This is a genomic window from Aquibacillus koreensis (genome assembly GCF_025154055.1).
In the GTDB taxonomy this organism is placed as follows: Bacteria; Bacillota; Bacilli; order Bacillales; family Amphibacillaceae; genus Aquibacillus_C; species Aquibacillus_C koreensis.
Genome location: NZ_JAOALK010000018.1, coordinates 48,634 through 66,889, shown reverse-complemented (window position 1 = coordinate 66,889; position 18,256 = coordinate 48,634). Strand labels below are relative to the sequence as shown.

At 36.2% G+C, this 18,256-nt stretch carries 24 protein-coding genes and 3 tRNA genes; 4 read left to right on the top strand and 23 right to left on the bottom strand.

The features are described 5' to 3' along the window. Window positions 1-34: 34 nt before the first annotated feature. The 4 genes from NYQ66_RS05320 to NYQ66_RS05305 form a co-directional block, all read right to left on the bottom strand. On the bottom strand, window positions 35-1,567 hold the full coding sequence (locus NYQ66_RS05320; RefSeq protein ID WP_259867652.1) for a response regulator: 1,533 nt from the start codon (window positions 1,565-1,567) through the stop codon (window positions 35-37). Then, window positions 1,545-3,014 carry a sensor histidine kinase gene (locus tag NYQ66_RS05315; RefSeq protein ID WP_259867649.1) on the bottom strand — a complete coding sequence of 490 codons (1,470 nt, stop codon included), beginning with the start codon at window positions 3,012-3,014 and terminating at the stop codon, window positions 1,545-1,547. Before NYQ66_RS05315 ends, NYQ66_RS05320 begins: the two co-directional genes overlap by 23 nt. Further along, window positions 3,011-3,988: a sugar ABC transporter substrate-binding protein gene (locus NYQ66_RS05310; RefSeq protein ID WP_259867647.1), complete on the bottom strand. Its 978-nt coding sequence runs from the start codon at window positions 3,986-3,988 to the stop codon at window positions 3,011-3,013. The genes NYQ66_RS05315 and NYQ66_RS05310 overlap by 4 nt, the downstream gene beginning before the upstream one ends. 156 nt (window positions 3,989-4,144) lie before the next feature. After that, on the bottom strand, window positions 4,145-4,315 hold the full coding sequence (locus tag NYQ66_RS05305; RefSeq protein ID WP_259867643.1) for a hypothetical protein: 171 nt from the start codon (window positions 4,313-4,315) through the stop codon (window positions 4,145-4,147). 298 nt (window positions 4,316-4,613) lie between these two features. On the opposite strand from NYQ66_RS05305, the gene NYQ66_RS05300 reads away from it, so the two are divergent. Next, window positions 4,614-5,465 carry a DegV family protein gene (locus NYQ66_RS05300; protein ID WP_259867641.1) on the top strand — a complete coding sequence of 284 codons (852 nt, stop codon included), beginning with the start codon at window positions 4,614-4,616 and terminating at the stop codon, window positions 5,463-5,465. Window positions 5,466-5,583: 118 nt separating this feature from the next. On the opposite strand, the gene NYQ66_RS05295 is transcribed toward NYQ66_RS05300, so the two are convergent. The 9 genes from NYQ66_RS05295 to NYQ66_RS05255 all read right to left on the bottom strand — a co-directional run bounded on the left by NYQ66_RS05295 (window position 5,584) and on the right by NYQ66_RS05255 (window position 10,833). Further along, window positions 5,584-5,775, bottom strand: coding sequence for a hypothetical protein (locus NYQ66_RS05295; protein ID WP_259867638.1), 192 nt, complete (start codon window positions 5,773-5,775; stop codon window positions 5,584-5,586). A gap of 153 nt (window positions 5,776-5,928) precedes the next feature. Next, on the bottom strand, window positions 5,929-6,459 hold the full coding sequence (locus NYQ66_RS05290) for a YehS family protein (protein ID WP_259867635.1): 531 nt from the start codon (window positions 6,457-6,459) through the stop codon (window positions 5,929-5,931). A 141-nt stretch (window positions 6,460-6,600) separates the two neighbouring features. Next, window positions 6,601-7,014: a hypothetical protein gene (locus NYQ66_RS05285; RefSeq protein ID WP_259867633.1), complete on the bottom strand. Its 414-nt coding sequence runs from the start codon at window positions 7,012-7,014 to the stop codon at window positions 6,601-6,603. Between the two features lie 221 nt (window positions 7,015-7,235). Beyond that, entirely contained in the window at window positions 7,236-7,739 is a 504-nt protein-coding gene (locus NYQ66_RS05280) for a hypothetical protein (protein WP_259867631.1), read from the bottom strand. A gap of 532 nt (window positions 7,740-8,271) precedes the next feature. Next, a tRNA-Gln gene (locus tag NYQ66_RS05275) sits at window positions 8,272-8,346 on the bottom strand. Window positions 8,347-8,352: 6 nt separating this feature from the next. Further along, window positions 8,353-8,424, bottom strand: a tRNA-Ser gene (locus NYQ66_RS05270). 2 nt (window positions 8,425-8,426) lie between these two features. Further along, window positions 8,427-8,501 (bottom strand) — tRNA-Asn (locus NYQ66_RS05265). Window positions 8,502-8,623: 122 nt separating this feature from the next. Beyond that, window positions 8,624-9,886, bottom strand: coding sequence for an FAD-binding protein (locus NYQ66_RS05260; RefSeq protein ID WP_259867628.1), 1,263 nt, complete (start codon window positions 9,884-9,886; stop codon window positions 8,624-8,626). Between the two features lie 101 nt (window positions 9,887-9,987). After that, the gene (locus NYQ66_RS05255; protein WP_259867626.1) at window positions 9,988-10,833 is read right to left on the bottom strand and encodes an aldo/keto reductase; all 846 of its coding nucleotides are present in this window, start codon (window positions 10,831-10,833) and stop codon (window positions 9,988-9,990) included. A 400-nt stretch (window positions 10,834-11,233) separates the two neighbouring features. Here NYQ66_RS05255 and NYQ66_RS05250 point away from each other — a divergent pair, with 400 nt between their 5' ends. Further along, window positions 11,234-11,980: a DUF2161 domain-containing phosphodiesterase gene (locus tag NYQ66_RS05250; RefSeq protein ID WP_259867624.1), complete on the top strand. Its 747-nt coding sequence runs from the start codon at window positions 11,234-11,236 to the stop codon at window positions 11,978-11,980. Between the two features lie 74 nt (window positions 11,981-12,054). Next, window positions 12,055-12,399, top strand: a complete 345-nt coding sequence (locus NYQ66_RS05245) for a hypothetical protein (RefSeq protein WP_259867621.1) — start codon at window positions 12,055-12,057, stop codon at window positions 12,397-12,399. An 85-nt stretch (window positions 12,400-12,484) separates the two neighbouring features. Here NYQ66_RS05245 and NYQ66_RS05240 read toward each other — a convergent pair whose 3' ends face one another. The 3 genes from NYQ66_RS05240 to NYQ66_RS05230 all read right to left on the bottom strand — a co-directional run bounded on the left by NYQ66_RS05240 (window position 12,485) and on the right by NYQ66_RS05230 (window position 14,267). Continuing rightward, window positions 12,485-12,763: a YuzF family protein gene (locus tag NYQ66_RS05240; protein ID WP_407652048.1), complete on the bottom strand. Its 279-nt coding sequence runs from the start codon at window positions 12,761-12,763 to the stop codon at window positions 12,485-12,487. Between the two features lie 123 nt (window positions 12,764-12,886). After that, window positions 12,887-13,774 carry a hypothetical protein gene (locus NYQ66_RS05235; RefSeq protein ID WP_259867619.1) on the bottom strand — a complete coding sequence of 296 codons (888 nt, stop codon included), beginning with the start codon at window positions 13,772-13,774 and terminating at the stop codon, window positions 12,887-12,889. A gap of 139 nt (window positions 13,775-13,913) precedes the next feature. Further along, the gene (locus NYQ66_RS05230; protein WP_259867616.1) at window positions 13,914-14,267 is read right to left on the bottom strand and encodes an NIPSNAP family protein; all 354 of its coding nucleotides are present in this window, start codon (window positions 14,265-14,267) and stop codon (window positions 13,914-13,916) included. Between the two features lie 145 nt (window positions 14,268-14,412). Between NYQ66_RS05230 and NYQ66_RS05225 the strand changes: the two genes are divergently transcribed. Then, the gene (locus tag NYQ66_RS05225; protein WP_259867614.1) at window positions 14,413-14,688 is read left to right on the top strand and encodes a hypothetical protein; all 276 of its coding nucleotides are present in this window, start codon (window positions 14,413-14,415) and stop codon (window positions 14,686-14,688) included. Here NYQ66_RS05225 and NYQ66_RS05220 read toward each other — a convergent pair. The 7 genes from NYQ66_RS05220 to NYQ66_RS05190 all read right to left on the bottom strand — a co-directional run bounded on the left by NYQ66_RS05220 (window position 14,685) and on the right by NYQ66_RS05190 (window position 18,144). Further along, the gene (locus NYQ66_RS05220) at window positions 14,685-15,293 is read right to left on the bottom strand and encodes a transglutaminase-like domain-containing protein (RefSeq protein ID WP_259867612.1); all 609 of its coding nucleotides are present in this window, start codon (window positions 15,291-15,293) and stop codon (window positions 14,685-14,687) included. The two genes, NYQ66_RS05225 and NYQ66_RS05220, sit on opposite strands and share 4 nt — an antisense overlap. Window positions 15,294-15,325: 32 nt before the next feature. After that, complete coding sequence (locus NYQ66_RS05215; protein WP_259867610.1) at window positions 15,326-15,640, bottom strand: hypothetical protein; 315 nt, start codon at window positions 15,638-15,640, stop codon at window positions 15,326-15,328. A 286-nt stretch (window positions 15,641-15,926) separates the two neighbouring features. Then, window positions 15,927-16,199, bottom strand: coding sequence for a hypothetical protein (locus NYQ66_RS05210; RefSeq protein ID WP_259867608.1), 273 nt, complete (start codon window positions 16,197-16,199; stop codon window positions 15,927-15,929). A 234-nt stretch (window positions 16,200-16,433) separates the two neighbouring features. Next, window positions 16,434-16,664: a group-specific protein gene (locus tag NYQ66_RS05205; protein WP_259867606.1), complete on the bottom strand. Its 231-nt coding sequence runs from the start codon at window positions 16,662-16,664 to the stop codon at window positions 16,434-16,436. Between the two features lie 87 nt (window positions 16,665-16,751). Beyond that, a complete protein-coding gene (locus NYQ66_RS05200) occupies window positions 16,752-17,003 on the bottom strand; it encodes a hypothetical protein (RefSeq protein ID WP_259867604.1) in 252 nt (83 codons plus the stop codon). Then, entirely contained in the window at window positions 17,000-17,908 is a 909-nt protein-coding gene (locus NYQ66_RS05195) for a mechanosensitive ion channel family protein (protein WP_259867601.1), read from the bottom strand. The genes NYQ66_RS05200 and NYQ66_RS05195 overlap by 4 nt, the downstream gene beginning before the upstream one ends. A 71-nt stretch (window positions 17,909-17,979) precedes the next feature. Beyond that, a complete protein-coding gene (locus NYQ66_RS05190) occupies window positions 17,980-18,144 on the bottom strand; it encodes a hypothetical protein (RefSeq protein ID WP_259867598.1) in 165 nt (54 codons plus the stop codon). Window positions 18,145-18,256 lie beyond the last annotated feature (112 nt).

Here is an 18,256-nt window from a genome sequence, read left to right as displayed (position 1 = left end):
TCCTTTCGATCTTTTGCTTAAGCTTTTTGTTCTTCTACGCATGTATGTTCTTTCGATACTCCGTTGGCGAAGCATGACACATCTTTTTAAATACTTTACTAAAATAGTTTGGATCATGGTATCCTACTTCAAAAGTGATTTCTTTTAAGCTTTTCTCTGGGTCTCGCATCAACTTCTTTGCTTTTTCAATCCGACACTCAGTTAAGAAATGGATATAATTAACCCCTAGCTGCTCTTTAAAGATTTTACTAATATAAATTGGACTTAAACCTACTACTTTCCCTATTTCCTCAAGGGATATATCTTGATACGCATGATCAATGATATATTGTTTTATTTTTTCGATTGTATCTGCTTCCATATTTTCAAAATGGTCCCTAAAGGATTGTTGCAACCTTTCTAACAAGTGACTTGTTTCTGCACGTAACTGCCGATAATCCGTAGCTTGAAAAGGGTAGATCGGTGAGTCTAATACCACTCCCATTTCACTCAGTACTTGAGAGACAATCCAAAGGAGTTCCATCAAGTGTTGCTGTGTCTTTAATAGATGGTTTCCTTCCTTCTCGTAACGCTCAATCAAGTTCGTTAATGTTGTATTGACTTCGCCCCATTCCCCATTGCGAATATGTTCATAAACTTGTTGTTCATATTGCTTAGACATCTTTTCATCAATGCCTGGAACAAGTGTTGGTAAATCAGAATAAAAACGATATTTCACCGGCAATGATGTATCCCTTGTGGCTAATAACGACTCTTGATAAGATTGTCGTATTTGATCCAAGGAAGTGTAGACTTTACCGATTCCAATAAACCAGTCCTTAGCATCATCAGCTTTTACTAGTTTCAAAATCTCTCTAGCTAACAAACTAGCTTGTGCGCGGTACGATTGTTCTTGGTTTTTAAAAACAATAATCGGTAGCTGGCGTCCGTATAATGCACCAATCCAGCCGTTACCTATTTCTCTAACCTTCTCCCTAATTTCTGTGTAATAAGATTCCGAACCTAATGGTAGTAAAACACTCATGACGAATTTTTCTTCCGTCATTTGCATTTCTAACAACTCGACTAACTCGTTTAAATGCACTTCATGAACATGATCAAATAGCAACTGTGTCACAACATCTGTTTCGAATATGGACATCGCTTTTTGTAATGTATGCTGTTGGTACTTATCCTTCTCCAGTGACTTCTGTTCTTCTTCAATTCGATGAAGTGTTCTCCCCATTGTTTCTACGATGTCTGTTACCTTACTCGGTTTTACCATATAGTCGATGACACCGAGCTTTAGAGCAGAACGTGCATAATCAAACGTTGCATACGCAGTAATCATAACGAATTTAATATGAGGATTGTCGTGATTGATTTTTTCAATTGCTTCAAATCCACTCATACCAGGCATTTGGATATCCATTAACACTAAATCGGGTTGAAACTCTGCCGCTATTTCAATCGCTAATCTACCATTTCTAGCTTGCTTGACTACTAGATTAGAAAAGTGCTTCTCCAGAATTGCTTGCAGTGCATCTCGTTCCATTTGTTCGTCATCAACGATTAGCAGCTTGATCATCTCTAACGACTCCCTTCTCTTTAAAAATATCTATGGTTACTTTTGTTCCACTCCCAATATTTCCTTCAATCTTGATTACATCTTCACGACCATTAAAAAGACGTAAGCGTTTGACTACATTACTTAATCCAATTCCTGATGCATGTCCTTCCTTTGTATCATGTTGCTGGTCTTCATCCATGATTTGCTTTATCTTTTGTTGTTGCATACCAGGGCCATTGTCTTCTACCTCTACAGTTACTCGATTTCCCTTATCCTTAACCCGGAACCAAATCTGCCCACCGTCTTCATTTGGCTCAACGGCATACATCACAGCGTTTTCTACTACCGGTTGCAACGTTAGACCAGGTATTTCTATATCTAAGCAAGATTCATCAATCTCCGTATGGAAAGTTAATCGATCTGTAAACCTAGCTTTTTGTATATTCATATACTGTGCTAACACGTTGACTTCATCGTATAGTGTCATTGTCTTATCTAGATGTTTTAGATTATAACGCAACAGGCCTGCGATGCTAACAAGTAGATCACTGGTTTCCTCTGATCCCTCCAAATATGCCTTTTTCGAGACTGTATTCAGTGTATTAAATAAAAAGTGAGGGTTAATTTGACTTTGCAAACTTCGCAACTGACTTTCCTTTAGAAGAAGCTTACTTTCTTGTAATTCCTTTTCTAATTGGGCCTTTTGTTGAATTTCTATGATCAAATTATTAATATTATTTCGCATGTGTTCGAACATTTTTGCCAAAAAAGACATCTCATCTTTAGAATCAATCTCAATTTTTAAGTCGAAGCGCCCTTTTGACAATTCACTAGCTGCACGTGTCAATTTCTCTAGTGGCCTTGTAATTCTTGAGGAAAACCAGTACGTATAGAGTAATAGCAAAAATGTAAATAATAATAGCACCCAAACTCCAAGTTGGTTCAATTCTTCCGATTGTGTGATAATTCCACGGTAGAAGCGGTCATATGTTTTTAGTTCTGTATCAATTAGTGAAAGCGTCATCTCAGAAATATAATTAGAAATATAGGTTGCTTCATTAAGTGCTTTTCTTGCGTTCTCTATCCCCTCTTCTGAATGAAAAACAAGCGCACGGTCTGTTACTTCTATAAGACTATCAATTAAATTAATATAACTAGTCAACGCCAACTCATTTTCCGTATTCTTAAAACTAGCAACTTCTTCTTGCATCGTTTGTACTTGTTTTTTACTTCGGTCTATTGTATTTGAATTTTCATCAGTCGGAACAAGTAAGTAATTGTTTAATGCAGTTACCATATCCTCACTTGTATTTCTTAATTCATTTAGTACAAGATACCTTTCCAAGGCATTATTGTATTGGTCCTGCATTTTCTGATTGTAATAGGTAAGTGACATCCAAATCGTGGCCATAATAAGTAATACAACCATTGCTAGTAACCATATTTTTTTCTGTATACTGTTCATTCTATGTCCATCGCCTTTACCATCCGAATGTCAGTTAAATAGCCTTTTAGATTTAGTGGAACCGTATCATTCTTCAACCACTTCACCATTTGAATTACACTTCTTTCTCCCATTTCTGTAGGGGATTGCTCAATCATCCCATCTAGCTTCCCTTGCTCTAGGAGAGAAAGTGACACACTATTATCATCAAACGAATAGATGTGATATGGTTCTACTTTCGATCGTTTCTCAATTTCCTCGATGATATCTTCTGTGAAATTAGAGTTGACAGCAACAAATGCATCTACATTAGGATAGCGGTTTAGTAAGTCCTTCGTTAACGCGATCCCTTGTTCTCTAGCATCTTCTGTATCCGCTACTATTATATTTATGTCTGGATATTCTATAAGATAATCCTGAATCCCATTTATTCGTTGTTCCTGATAATACTCCTGCTTGCTATCTAGCATAAGAATAACTTCACCAGTTGTTCCCATATCATGAATAAGTTGCCTAGCGATTAGCTCACCTGCAAAGTACTGGTTAGAACCAACATAGGTCTTACGAAGACTTTCTGACGATGGTACATCATTTGCGACAGTGATAATTGGAATGCCGTAGGATGCTGCTTTTACTTTCGTTAATTCCTTAAACTCATCCGTATCCAACCCTTGAACAATAATACCATCGACTTTTGAGTAGATTGCTATTTCAATTTGTCTTAAGAAGTTTTCCTGATTGTTTCCATAACTCCCCCATACTTCAAGTGTTACACCCTCTTTCTCAGCTTGGTTTCTTGCACCAGAACTAACCTTGTCCCAAAAAGGAGTATCGAGTTCTTGCGTGATTAATACCAAACGATGGTCGAGTGATTCCTTGTCTGTTTGCTGTGGCATTTGCCAACTGGCACGATAAACATCAAATGCCGCATCAATTGTAAAATAAAAAAGAATAACACTAATGATAGCGGTTACAAAAATAGCAATCTTTCTCATAAGATGTTGCTCCTTCTAGTAAAGAGTATATTTACCATTATAGCAGAAATACATATCCAAATGGAGTTCTAAATTTTCAGATAACATAAACACAGGGACGGTTCTTGTGTTTCCAACAAAGTTGAAACACAAGAACCGTCCCTGTGTGTTTTGCATCTAATTATAAACAGTGCCTTTAAACTGAATATCAATTTTAGATGATGTATCTTTCATTATTTTTTTCACATAATCTTTAGCTTGCGTAAATGCATCTAGCATTCCTTCAGCCTCAAATTTAACCTCCATTGGGCCAACAGGAAATTCTAAAAGAAAGATGTATTGCTTCATGATGTTTTTCACCCTTTATATAAAATTGTTAGTAAAGTTATATTACTATATAAAGAAAACGCTTTCAATGTTTTTGCATTCAATGACATATATTTGTAATCTTCTTTATGGACAGAAGGAGGTCCTTTAGGTTTCCATTTCTCATTTTCAGGAAATAATACTAATGCAATGTACCGGCAATTTACGTATGTATATCGGAATAATGGTTTCTTTCTCCACTTATTACTGTATAGTTAAATGTAGAACATACACATATGTACGGTTAATAACACCTTTATTTTCTGAAAGGGGATGTAAAATGAGAAAGATTATATTAACAACAGAAAGTGGAGCCGATTTACCAGAGGAACTCGTATCAAAACATAATGTTCAAATCGTTCCAATGCATGTCATCATGGATGGACAAGACTATTTAGATGGGTCCCTCCCTGTCCAGGATATATATGACTACTATGATCGCACAAAGAAAACACCATCTACAGCCGCGACAAACGCTCATGAATACGAGGAGTTCTTCAAGCGTATAAGATTGGAATACCCAGATTGCGTGATCGTACATATTGGCTACACATCGAAAGCATCTGTTTCTTTTCAAAATGCGGTGAATGCTGTAGAAAATATGAATGATATTCACCTAATAGATGCCTTAAATGTTACCGGGGGCTTAGGTGCCGTTGTTCTATACGCAGTATCTTTATTGGAAAAAGAACCTGATATACAACTTGATTCTTTCGTACAGAAAATCGAATCAATCGTTCCTAAATCTCGGTTAGCATTTATTCCTGGCAAATTAAACTTTCTAAGAGCAGGTGGCCGCGTAAGTAACGCAGCTTATCTTGGTGGAACTTTGTTAAACATAAAGCCTCTTATAGAATTAGTTGAAGGAAAACTAGTTTCCACCAAAAAATATCGTGGAAAAATGAGTGGAGTCTCCGAAAAAATGTTGCAAGATTATTTAAAGAACTATGACATTAATCGTGAACAGCTTTACTTTATATACTCCCTAGGACTAGATGAGAGCATTAAGCAGAAGTTGCATCAGCTTGCTAAAGACAACAACTTTAAAAATATAAAATGGATTCAAGCCGGTGCTATGATCTCTACCCACGCTGGTCCCGGAGGCATTGGAGTAGCCGGATTAGAAGTTTAAATAAATAAGTGGAAACACGGGGACGGTTCTTTTGCTTCCATTTTGGGTTATCTTCCTTCTCCCAATCTAAAAAAGGGCGTCTACTCCTCTAAAAGTGTGTAGACGCCTGCTTCCTTTTTTATTCTTCTGAAGGCTCATCATCTAAATCTGGTTGTTCCTCATCCTGATTCAGATCATTGGCACCATCTTCCTCTAATTCCAGTTCATACGAAGGTACATCCTTGGGTTCATTTTCATCCTCTGAACAACCTGTTAAAGTCAAGCCTACTATAAGAGGAATACCTAGCAATAAGAAATTCACTTTTTTCATGAATTATCTCCTCCAATACTTTATGACTTGTCTTACAATAGGTGTTTCCACGAATGAATAAGACTAAACATCAACTCGTTTGCAAGGAATATACGAACATCAATTAGGCACTACCGTCACTCTTTTGCATGCAGAACGTACATGAATCCACTTCTAATTATTTCTATATTTGATAGCTAGTCCTTTTAAAAAGTTACGAGCGTATCGATCACCACATTCTATGTAATTCTTATGTCCTTCTTTTCTCAATATAGCACTAATTTCACCTTTCGTAACGACAACGCCTGCTTCATTTAATATATCAATCATGTCTTCACTTTTTAATGCTAGCGCTATTTTCAACTTTTTCAACAATACGTTATTTACACTTCTGTTATTCTTCATCACCATTGGAGGTCTCTCAGTTTGTCCAGGTTTCGGATCTTGTTTACCTCTTTTAAAGACTATCAAACCATTCAGAAAGGATTCTAGTGTGACATTATCACAAGGAATATTGTCTTCCTCTTGAGTGTCTAAAGAGTCATTATCATAATCCATACTGTCCTTTGTTTTTGTTAGGAGCTTTTGCACTTCTTCCATCGTTCGCTCCATACCTCCAAGCTTGAAGATCTCGACCATTTCACGATCTTTTATATCCAAAGCATATCGTAATCTAATTAATATATCATTATTATTCATATCCATCCTATAACCCTCCAACAATACAATCTAGTGCAACAATTAAAGCATAACACTAATAGTATTACCAAATACAGTGGAAACATGGGGACGGTTCTTTTGTTTACGTTTGCATTTCAAAAATCCGTTTTGAAATGCCTTCATACATTACCATTGTCTACTTTTTAATTCCTGAAAAACAGACTCAATTTTCTCCTTTGTATCATTACTTTCAGAATCAGCAATAAAAATAATTATGAACTGTTCTGTTTTTAATCTACTAACTCCATAAGGAAATTCTTCTTCCGCAAATACCGTTGTTAGTTGTTCTGCAACTCTATCTCTGTTACTGAAGTTATATAATAAATATATATTTCCGTCATTAAACGTATAATGCTCCTCATCTGAACCAGAAAAAGTAAAAGTATTTGATTTTTCCTCTTTCTCTTGCAATTGGATACCCGATTCTCCAAACATACCTTTTATAGGTTTTACTATCGATTCTACATGTGAATCTGAATTACAAGCTGAGAGAATGACTTGGAATGACAATAAAATTATGTAAAAAAACCTCTTAAACATCTATTCACCCCACCTGTTTAATAATAATCCTGATTCTCACCCTTGATTCAGTGTTTCAAATCTTTCAATCTCTGTAGTGTGAAATTTCTCCATCTATGTTAACATAAAACGCCTTTACATTTTTCATAAACAAAAAACATCAGGTGTTAACTATGAATAATTCACAGTTAACACCTGACACCGCATACAAATTTATCTGTTGCAAATTGTTATCGCTTACATTATTCAGCTACAGTTAGGGTTACAGCAGCGATATTAATCCCCATCTGATCAATACTTACAGTGTATCCACCACCATCACCTTCAGCTGAGTAGCGCATTTTGCCACCTTCATCAGGGACAACTTCATAGCCATTATCTTCTGCAAATTGTTTTGATGCTTCCAAATATTCTTCCGCATCTGAGCTGAATGAAAAACTAATTTTAATAGCCTTCGATCCGTTTAACTCAGTTTCAGTTGCATCTAGCATATTATGGCTTTCAGGAAGAGGAAATTCTGTTGGAAGTTGTTCTAGCACTTCTGATTTATCCTTTTTTGGTGTTGCATCTTCTTCTGGTTCTTCTTCTGGTTCTTCTTCCACTGGTTCTTCATTTGCCGGCTCTTCTGTTTGTCCTTCACCACTTAATTCGTCTGCCAACGATGAAGATTCTTCTCCTTCTTCAATGCATCCTGCTAACATTAAGATGAGTATGAATAAAAACATGCTAAGTAACGACTTTTTCAAGTACACTACCCCCTTCGTTGTATTTATACTTAATATACCATAGAAAATTATGGATTTAAATTATACTTTTTAAAATTTTGGGACAAATAAGAAAAAAAACGACGATTACACAATTTATGACTACAATTTGGAGAAAAGGCACAGGTTAGAATTCCTGATTATAAATGTTTATCATTAGGTTTTTTGTCATGAAACTATGCATTCCTCGACCTTATTAACGATACAAAATAAATCCATCCTTTTTTGAAAGTATTGCGTGTGCTTATTTGGTTCTTTGAATTACTTCTTTTGGGAACCAACCATAGTTCTAATTATTTGGGACATATTCTTACCACAAGAGTTGTTCTCATCTAAACAAAGTGTAACTAACTGGATATTTGACCTAACTTTTTCTAGTGGTAGTTAAATGGAAACAGGGGGACGGTTCTTTCGTTTCCATTTTCCGATTGAAAATAGCCTACAAAAAAATGACTACGTTTGAGCGATAAACGCGACACGTAGTCATTTTTATTAAATATTTATGTAGATGTGATGGCTGGGCCAGCTGGATTCGAACCAGCGCATAACGGTACCAAAAACCGCTGCCTTACCGCTTGGCTATGGCCCAATAAAACGGAGAAGGAGGGATTTGAACCCTCTCACTGCCAAAAGCAGGGGCGCCTCTTACTTACTTAAGTACTTCTCCACTGGCTCCACAGGTAGGACTCGAACCTACGACCGATCGGTTAACAGCCGATTGCTCTACCACTGAGCTACTGTGGATCGAATCAATCGCACTCTAATATTTCTTCCCAGTATCGCTGTTTTTTATACAAAAACTTTCACAAAAAATGTGGGACAAGGAATATGCTTCCTTGTCCCACTATAGGAATGTCTTATTTCAGTCATTCAAATATATAGGTGTCTAAAAATTCGTTACGGAACTTTCCTTTTGGATCATATTTCTCTAAAATCTTCCTAAATTCTGGAAGTTTTTCGTACAAGGCTTGAAGCTGTGACGGCTCCATCGTAAACACCTTGCCCCAATGCGGTCGAGCATGATATGGTGCGAGTTTCGCTTCAATTTTAGGAATTACTTTCTTTACAGCTTCCAAATCATCTTTAAACGTAAAGTGAATGCCTACTGAGTCTTGTTTATAATTCATACTCATCCATAAATCATCAGACGCTATCGTGCGGATCTCGGAAATATGTAAGATTGGTGAGATGTCCTCTTGTAGTTCACAGAGAGCCACTAGCGCATCATAGCCGTATTGTCGAGGAACTATAAATTCTGACTGTATCTCCTTTCCACTGCTTGGAGTGAAATCCATATGAAAATGCGGAAGACGGTCATGCCAAATCCCTGGTTCACCTAATTGTTCGGTACAATGCTCAGATCCATGTCCCGGTACTGGGTGGCACTTTTCTTTTGCAAGTGTTGCTTCAAAGAACGTCGGATTACGTGTTAATTTACTTTGATCAGTAACCAACTCTTTTAACCAGACTTGGTTAAAAGACTCATCTTTCCAATCTGTAAAAAGGCTAACACTATATGCGCTAGAGAAAATATCGTCGAAATGATCTTTTAGATTGGAAAGAGGTAAGTTTTCATAAAGATCTTGCCTCATATGGTAAGTTGGCACCACATCTAGGGTGATTTTTGTTACAACACCTAATCCACCTAGCCCTACTACAACTGCATTGAACTCTTCCGCGTCTTTTTCACGAGAAAAATGTACGAGATCCCCTTCCGCCGTAACGATTTCTAACGATCGAACCACGGTTGCTAGATTGCTATTTTTATCACCTGATCCATGTGTTGCCGTTGTACATGCACCAGCAACAGAAATATGCGGAAGGGAAGCCAGGTTGTGTAATGCAAATCCATGTTCGTTAAGGTACTTACAAAGATCACTATATTTTATACCAGCTTCTACGGTAACAGTCATTTGTTCCGGATCTAATGCTAAAACTTGATTAAGGTTTTCTAATGAAACAATATTCTCCGTTGAGTCCGCAATATTATTAAAGGAGTGCCTCGTTCCCACTACTTTCAACTTACTTAACCGGCTCACTAACTGTTGCACTTCTTCTATATTCTTTGGTACATGCCAGTTCTGTGTACTATATGTAAAGTTACCCGCCCAGTTTTGTTGCTTACCCAATTGAATCATCCTTTCTCAACTTGTTATGATGTTTACTAAGTCAAAAAGAAGCAAGAGAACCGTCCCTCTGTTTCCATGATCTGTCCCCTTGTTTCTGGCTTTTAGAATTCTTCGTATGTTGCTGGGTCTTGGTTGTTTAGTCGTCCGTCTACTCTTGTAAGGCCTGAAATTTGATTCATTTCAGTTTGATCGAGTGAAAAGTCGAATATAGATATATTTTCATGTTGGCGTTCAGGTGATGCAGATTTCGGTATTGCAATTGCACCTAATTGATAATGCCATCGCAGGATGATTTGTGAGTTTGTTTTGCTATGATGTTGTGCAATTTGTTGGATCGTTTCATCATGTAGTATATCATTCGCGCGAGCTAGTGGACTCCATGACTGAGTCCTTATCCCATTTCTTTCATGATATTCTCGTTGTTCTGCTTGGTTAAAATAAGGGTGCAATTCTATTTGATTGATGCTCGGTTTAACGCCAGTTTCTGATTCCAAACGATCTAAATGTACGGGTAAAAAGTTACACACACCTATAGACCGAATATAGCCACGCTTTTTAGCCTCAATCATCGCGTGCCATGCTTCAACATAACGATCTGTAATTGGGTTTGGCCAATGGATTAAATACAAGTCATAATAATCAAGATTAGCTCGGTACAAGGATTCCTGGATCGTAGTAATTGCTTTGTCGTATTCTTGAAAACGTCCTGGTAATTTAGAAGTAATTCGCAACTCCTCTCTTGTAACAGAACTACGTCTTACGGCTTCTCCAAGCGTACCTTCATTTTCATAATTGTAAGCTGAATCTAGTAATCTATATCCAACATCATCAATCGCTGTTTTTATAGATTCAACACCGTCATTTCCTTTCAATTTATAGGTACCCAAACCAATTACCGGTACCGTTAAACCGTCAAGCAACGTAATTTCAGGAACAGAAATACTCACCACTACCCACTCCTCTCTTTAGTATCCTAAGATTACCACATAATGAGGTCCGTTGTCCCGTAAGAGTCTTGATCCGTTTATAGTGAAAAATTAATTTAAATGATACCTAATTCATCTTCCACAATGTCTTACCTATATTTATAATAATTTCTTTACGTTTGCTTTCACTCTTGTTGGCAAAGGTTGCTATAATGCGCTTTTTAATATATTCGGATGTTGAATAGCCTTTTTCCTAAAATAGTTATCGAGTCGACAATGACCCCTCCTACATTTTATAAAATAGCCGAGTATATACAATTTGTCTCTTAGAATGTGCTAAATCAGGAAAGAGGATAATCACTTGTGCCTCTATGATAGAATAATAGATATACAACGTTATAATATGGACGGTGCATACAAAATGAAAGAAACACTAAAGCCAAAAGAAGAAGACTTATATAAACCCATTCAACGCTATTTCAAGCGACATGGATATGACGTATATGGGGAAGTGAAGGACTGTGATATTACATTAGTTAAGGAAGATGAATTGGTCATTATTGAACTCAAGCTAAATTTAAGTGTTGATCTTCTCATCCAAGCAACCAAAAGACAACGAATGACAGAGTCTGTGTACATAGCGGTACCAAAGCCAAAGTACAACTTACGCTCTAAACGATGGAGAGATACGTGCCACTTAGTTCGCAGATTAGAACTAGGGCTAATTCTTGTTTCGTTAAATGGAAGTCGTAAAAAAGTAGAAGTTGTTATGGATCCTACCCCTTTCGATCGAAAAAAAAGTTTAAATCGAAATAAACGCAAACGACAATCTATAATGACTGAGATAAACGGGAGAAGCGGCGATTATAATATAGGTGGAAGTACCCGAAAACAAATCATGACTGCTTATAGAGAAAACTGCATACAAATCGCATGTTACCTTCAACATGCAGGGGAACTATCTCCGAAAGCGTTAGTCCAACTAGGGACTGGTAACAAAACAGCATCTATCTTAACGAAGAATTACTATGGATGGTTTGAAAGAATTCGACGAGGGATTTACATATTAAGTGAAAAAGGAAAGAATGAGGTAGAAGAATACCCAGATCTCTTGGCATATTACAGAAAAAACATTCCTACAACAAAAACAGAAAAAGATAAACTATAGCTTATCTACGGCAGCTAAAGATTGTTTACTAAATAATGAGAAGGGTATTGGCCTACCAAAAGTAGTTTTTAGGAGTGGTATTCATTAGAAAAACGTATTTCATTTCTGTAGATGCTGGAAGACTGGATAAAGAAAAACTGGATGATAATCGCACATATTTCCAAGTGGAAGCAGAAGGACATGATCTATATGATTTAAAATATTTACTAAATCAGGTGAAAGCTTCTGATAAAAGCGCCAAGCCCGTGATCTCTCAACCTCTATCGGAGAGTAAAATTGATAACAAGCGCGATGCCTTTCAACAAAGATTAGAAAAGCTCTATGAAAAAATTTACCAACTAGGAACAGAGGAAACAAGAGCAAGCATACGGTCGTTAGGAATTCTGAATCAGAATCAGAAAACGAGAAGTACCATGTAAGGTATGTAGCCCCTATTTGTAGATTTTTTCTACGAATAGGGGCAAATTCATTGAAGTAGGTCAGTCGACTTATCTGTCCTACTTTCTATTGTATGTCTGGCATAATCCATACGATTTCACATAAGCGAACAAAAAATATAGAGTCACGTTGCTTCAATGCAATATGATCTGGTTTTGCATCGATCACTTCTCCACTAATTGATCCACGTGTTGTCTCAATCACAGCATATTTACCAACCAAACTAGTTGCCGCTTGATAAACATACGGCTCTACAACCATTACAGGAACATTTTGTGATCCAGCTGCTACTTTACCCATCCCCATCATTTGTTGTGGCATGTCTTGACGATACATGTAATTCATTTATTATAACCTCCCACATTTATTACAGGATAGTCTATGTCAACTACTGTACATTTGCCCTAGGCTAAATCACTAATTATATAATACGTGGTGGTTATTCCGATTACCTTGCACCAGTTACATTTAATACACTTCTTCTTCAAAAGTATCACCGTTACTGTAAACTACTTTAATTGTGAGATTCATATTTTCAGATCTTTTGATTTGAGTTGAATTAAAAAATGCATATGGGTGACCTACTGTATGATTATCTGCTTCTGGGTCTAGTTTCTGCTCATCTACAACTGAATTATCTTCATATTTTAATAGATAAACCTCTTCGATTCGGAATGGCGATTCTCCAGCGTCATAACTTTGAATGGTCACATTAAATTCCTCCTCAAACAAATTGACCTGTGTTTCAATTACCCCGTACTGACTTGTACCAATATAGCTTAAATTGTCTGTATGTATCTCACTACTTTTCACAACATCATCGTTAGTCATAGATACAAAATACAAAAAGTCTTGATCGTAATCATCTTTCTTATGTTTTGGTTGATTAAATTCATTGGTACGTTCGTCAAATATACTTACCTCCCATAAAGGTTCAACATGTACCTCAATTGGAATGGTAACATGAAACACACCATCATTTACTTGCTCTGCAGGTATAGATGCATATTCCTCATTGGCACCAAAGGCATAATTAAAATTCACTTCAGCTTCCTTACGCAATTCTTCTATTTTCCATTCGAATGTTGCTAATGTATCCTTGCTTTCATTTATATCTGTGTCAAAATCTACGTTAATCTCACTAATCCAACTATTTTCTTGTCTAATGTTATCCATTGCACTTTGAATATAGCTTATTTGGTCATTTACTCTATTTATATTAATTTGTTGACTAAACTCCAGGTCACTCAGCTGATATTCCACATTTTTTAATTTTGATAATAATGATAGATTTAGTATTACACTAACAACTAACAAAACTACTACAATTCCTGAAATAATTTTCACATTCTTCACGTAGTTTACCTCCTAAAAAGATGAAAAAGTCCATTCAGAAACAGGTTAAGCGTTACGCCACCAAGGAAGATAAATACTAATATAATCATTGCTTTATAATTACTTCCTACTTGATTCAAATTCCCATATAAGAATCTGATCATTCGTTTTGTTCTGTTACCACAGTCGACTCAATCGGCTCATTCCTTACTTCTAAAAAATACTGCTTAAATACATTAGCTTTCCCACCATGCTCTTCATACCAATTTTGGATACGCTTCACATGAGCTTCGTCACTTCTTATGTTAGACTCTATCTCTATGTATGCTTCATGACTGTCATATTCCCAGATAGCAAACACCTCTGTGGTACCATCGTTAAGATCCTTCATCCATCGCCCAACCAGTCGTGATCCATACTTGAGTTGATTCGGCAAATTTATTCGAGTAAAAAGATCGTTAAAAATGTCAACGAACTCACTTCTGACAATATAGAATTTTCTTCTATAAAACATAGACTGCATCCTTTCTTTTCAAGAACGTATCATAAACATTGCGTGTTCCTTTTTAATATCCTGTGCATTCCTAAAGTCCCGTTTGACTGTTCTTTTTATAAATTAGTATGCTAAAATGAAGTAAAAAAAGACAGGGTTGATCACAATGAACATGTATAACATTAGATATATCCTCTATATTCTAGCTTTTTTTATCTATACTTCGTTAATTTTAATCCCTCTAATGAGTAATTCAAATGGAATAGATATGCCTTCATATCTTCGAAAAACCTTAATTAGTGTACCTATTCTATTCATCATCGTTGGAAAGATCATCTCAATAACCGAAAAGAGAAAAAATCAAAAGCGTTACGTTACAGATATTGGTATCGTTCTTGGTTTAACTTTTGCATCAACGTTTTACCTTCTAGATTTCTCTTAAATGTATTCCGGTAGATGATGTTTATACATTTCGATAGCATTTATATGTTTTTGAAGCGTTGCAATCGTTTTTGTATTCGGCTTAGCAAAAATAGTTGGATAATCGATTTCATCAAACACTTCCCTAACGTCAAATGCTAGTTTTTCATCATCTATCGCGAACTCCGCTTCCACTCCAGGCTTATTTCCACGAGCATCTAGTCGAATCCAACAACCCATTGATTGAAGATAAACGCCGTTTAACGTGTGAAGGGAATACCCTTGATCTGGAGTATCAAAGATCATCAACCTCTGATAACAAAAACCCGTAGGAATCCCTTCAGCTCTTAATAAAGCAGCCAACAAATTTGATTTAGCATAACAAATACCCTCTTTATAAAATAGAACGTCAGATGCTTTACACGTGACCCTAGTTCCTTGGATATCCCACGAATGTGAAATCTCATCTCGCACAAATTCAAACGCCTTTTTCACCTTTTCTATTTCTGAATCTTCCCTTGTAAATAACTCATCCACCTTTTTTAGAATAGAAGGATGTGTATAATCTACAACTTCTAACACACGAAGGTACTCTTCCATTACATCCGTTTCCAGTATAAGCTTCATATCATTTCCACCTCTTCTTGGCCAGGTCCCAACTAATGTTGACCCTCTAGTTCATTCACGTTAAAACTTGCTGGAAGAATCTCGATCAAGACAGGATCTTTGTTTCCATACCATTCATATCGAATGAAATACGGTTCATCTTCCTCAATAATCTTCCACGTATTACGATTAGCTACCTTTATTTCTACCTCACCAATTTCCAACCAAAAATTTTCTTTCTCACTATGCTTATTGGTAACCACCGCATTACCTATTGATTTTTCATGTATTTTGTAATGATTTAATAGCGGTGGGATGATGATCATAACCAGTAGAAAAGTTAGAATTATTCTCGCTTTCTTTTTCATTTTACGATCATCCTTTTGTAGTTTCATAGTTTAATAGCATTTCACTCTATGCTCAGTTAATTTTAGAATATCTCATAAAAATCAGTAAAAAATGACAAATATGACTTCAACGGTCCCATGAAGTAATTGAGCACATATCATCATCCATACATATATGTTATATACGACACCGACTTGGAAATAGTTTCAAGTTATGTATAATCGTAACAACATGCTTTCCCTATTCATCTAATATGTCCTTAATAATACAAAAACAGAGTCACCTGAGATAGTGACTCCATTCCCATTACATATTTTGATTTAGAGCATCAAATGTCTCTCTAGATTCCTGAAGCTCACGACGCGCTAATTCTAGCGCACCTTCGTTTTCCTCAACCTTTTCCGCTTGAGCAAGAGACTTCTCGGCTCTCTCCATCGCTTCTGTAATTTGACCAATTATTTCACTAGTCGGATGGCTTTCTGCCTGACTAAGTGCATTTTGCAAATGTTGGATAGATGTTTGTGCTTGGGTAAGCTGTGTTTGATCATGATCACTAGAAAGATTATTACCTTTTCTCAATGACTTTTCCTCCTTATTTCCACATAAATTCTCTTGTATATTTTGCTTAACATAGCGCTATCCTATACACTTTCTAACGCACAAGTTTCAAATCATATTGAAAATAACAATTAATTTCACCTAGGAAGCAAATAGAATTACGTGGAGTAGGAAGACGTTCGAATAGAAATGATCAGAAAGCATGAAAAATGCAACACCCTATGGAAATGACTAGGTATCGCATTTAAAACTGTTCTAACTATTTATCAGATTCCTCATCTTTTCGTTCCTATCACTCTGCTCATCTGTAGATGACAAATCATATTTCTTAAGAAAATGAAATAATTCATTAAGGTTATCTTGGATAGGTGCTTCTTCTAAGTATTGAGTTAATTCATTGTATAAAGTTAACGGTAAAAACTCCTTCTGTGATTCAAGCTTTTTTAAGGTGTCAGTTTTAGAATGATCGATGTTACATTCCCCCATGGTCTCATCCCCTTTCAGAATTAGAGAGCGTTGGTGATCAACGGTTGGCTAGCAATAGATTACAATTTCCATTTAAATTTAAAAGCCTTATTCCCTCGAAAAATCAACGCCATGCTCTTCTTCCAATCGCTTATACAACTCTTTTAATTTTGGTTTCTTTCCTACAATATTTCTGATTTGATACGACAAATTAATAACCTCTTGGTTTTGTTGTTCTTGAGGCAAGTTAGTCTCAGCTTTATATATATCAAGTAACGTATGATCCAATAATGTTAAGATCGATTGTTGAGTTTTTAAAGCTTGGATCAATAACTCTTCTTTTTCATTTTGGTTATTCATGATAACTCTCCTTCTGGCTTGTCCTGGGGCACCGTTCCTGTTCCTTTTTCCCACGTTATGTTTTGGGTTGGCATTTTTAGTTTGTTGTCGTATATTTTTTGAGCCAATATTTCTTTCGCCTGTTGAACTGCTTCTAAGTAGTGTTCGTCGGTGACGGTTGCTTTAATGGAAAAGCGAAAACCGAGTGGACTAACATCTAATGAAGATAATCCGTGAACTTGATAGTCTTCCACATTTCCTCCTGTCACCTTGTCTTTTTTCAGAAAAGCTTGTTGAAGTTCATTTAACTCCACACACACTTCTTCAAGAATCTTTTTTATTTTAGATGGATTCTCATCAAAACTAACGATGACACTCTCAAACACTCTTCGTTTTTCAACATTCCCATTTTCTAGCTTCCTTACTTCTCCATTAGGAACAATCATAAGCTTACCATTTAGCAATCGGATCTTTACAACTCGAAAACCAAGCTCCTCGACTGTTCCACCATTCACTTCACCATTAATATGGACAAAGTCACCTTTTTGAAACTGTCTTTCAAAAAGGAAAAAGCCACCTGCTAATATATCCTGTATTAACTTCTGAGCACCAAATCCAATAACGATCCCGATCACACCACCAGCTAACAAAAGCTCTTGTATGTTAACAAAAGGTTTTATCGCCGCAATGATAATAATAAAGAAAGCAATATAATGTGATGTATTTCTAATTACAGATTCAATGGTCTGCTCTTTTTTATCACTTAGTAAATCTGTTCGCTTAAAAATTTGATGAAAAGTAAAACGAACGATAAACACAACCGCATACGTAACAATAATCGTCAATAAAAGAGATAATGCATAGTCTTTCACTTTATCCCAATCCGTATTAAATAACGAAGATATTTGTTCCCATACCCCATTCATTCAACTACCTCCCAATTCTCTTGTTGGGACAGAGGGACAGATTTATTGTCCCATTTGGTCTGTCGTTATATTTAAGGTGTCACACGCATCGAGATCTCAACCCTTATTTTACCATCTTCTGTATCTCTCAATTGAAACGCTACCCCGTAGCCTTTTTCTAACGCTTTTGTTAGTTCTTTTTTCGTTTGTTGCAAACTCTTTTGATCATCGTTAACGACAAGTACCTTTTTAAGCATACTTTTCACCATCCTACTGATATGCTTAACCCTCTACCCCATTGTTTTTTATAAATTATACTAATTTGACTATACTACTTTTTCTATCATAAGCGGGAAAAATATTATAAAA

Coding starts and splice junctions, on each gene's coding strand:
- NYQ66_RS05320 (WP_259867652.1), bottom strand. CDS start 1,567: ATGATCAAGCTGCTAATCGTTGATGACGAACAAATGGAACGAGATGCA.
- NYQ66_RS05315 (WP_259867649.1), bottom strand. CDS start 3,014: ATGAACAGTATACAGAAAAAAATATGGTTACTAGCAATGGTTGTATTA.
- NYQ66_RS05310 (WP_259867647.1), bottom strand. CDS start 3,988: ATGAGAAAGATTGCTATTTTTGTAACCGCTATCATTAGTGTTATTCTT.
- NYQ66_RS05305 (WP_259867643.1), bottom strand. CDS start 4,315: ATGAAGCAATACATCTTTCTTTTAGAATTTCCTGTTGGCCCAATGGAG.
- NYQ66_RS05300 (WP_259867641.1), top strand. CDS start 4,614: ATGAGAAAGATTATATTAACAACAGAAAGTGGAGCCGATTTACCAGAG.
- NYQ66_RS05295 (WP_259867638.1), bottom strand. CDS start 5,775: ATGAAAAAAGTGAATTTCTTATTGCTAGGTATTCCTCTTATAGTAGGC.
- NYQ66_RS05290 (WP_259867635.1), bottom strand. CDS start 6,459: ATGGATATGAATAATAATGATATATTAATTAGATTACGATATGCTTTG.
- NYQ66_RS05285 (WP_259867633.1), bottom strand. CDS start 7,014: ATGTTTAAGAGGTTTTTTTACATAATTTTATTGTCATTCCAAGTCATT.
- NYQ66_RS05250 (WP_259867624.1), top strand. CDS start 11,234: ATGAAAGAAACACTAAAGCCAAAAGAAGAAGACTTATATAAACCCATT.
- NYQ66_RS05240 (WP_407652048.1), bottom strand. CDS start 12,763: ATGAATTACATGTATCGTCAAGACATGCCACAACAAATGATGGGGATG.
- NYQ66_RS05230 (WP_259867616.1), bottom strand. CDS start 14,267: ATGTTTTATAGAAGAAAATTCTATATTGTCAGAAGTGAGTTCGTTGAC.
- NYQ66_RS05225 (WP_259867614.1), top strand. CDS start 14,413: ATGAACATGTATAACATTAGATATATCCTCTATATTCTAGCTTTTTTT.
- NYQ66_RS05220 (WP_259867612.1), bottom strand. CDS start 15,293: ATGAAGCTTATACTGGAAACGGATGTAATGGAAGAGTACCTTCGTGTG.
- NYQ66_RS05215 (WP_259867610.1), bottom strand. CDS start 15,640: ATGAAAAAGAAAGCGAGAATAATTCTAACTTTTCTACTGGTTATGATC.
- NYQ66_RS05205 (WP_259867606.1), bottom strand. CDS start 16,664: ATGGGGGAATGTAACATCGATCATTCTAAAACTGACACCTTAAAAAAG.
- NYQ66_RS05200 (WP_259867604.1), bottom strand. CDS start 17,003: ATGAATAACCAAAATGAAAAAGAAGAGTTATTGATCCAAGCTTTAAAA.
- NYQ66_RS05195 (WP_259867601.1), bottom strand. CDS start 17,908: ATGAATGGGGTATGGGAACAAATATCTTCGTTATTTAATACGGATTGG.
- NYQ66_RS05190 (WP_259867598.1), bottom strand. CDS start 18,144: ATGCTTAAAAAGGTACTTGTCGTTAACGATGATCAAAAGAGTTTGCAA.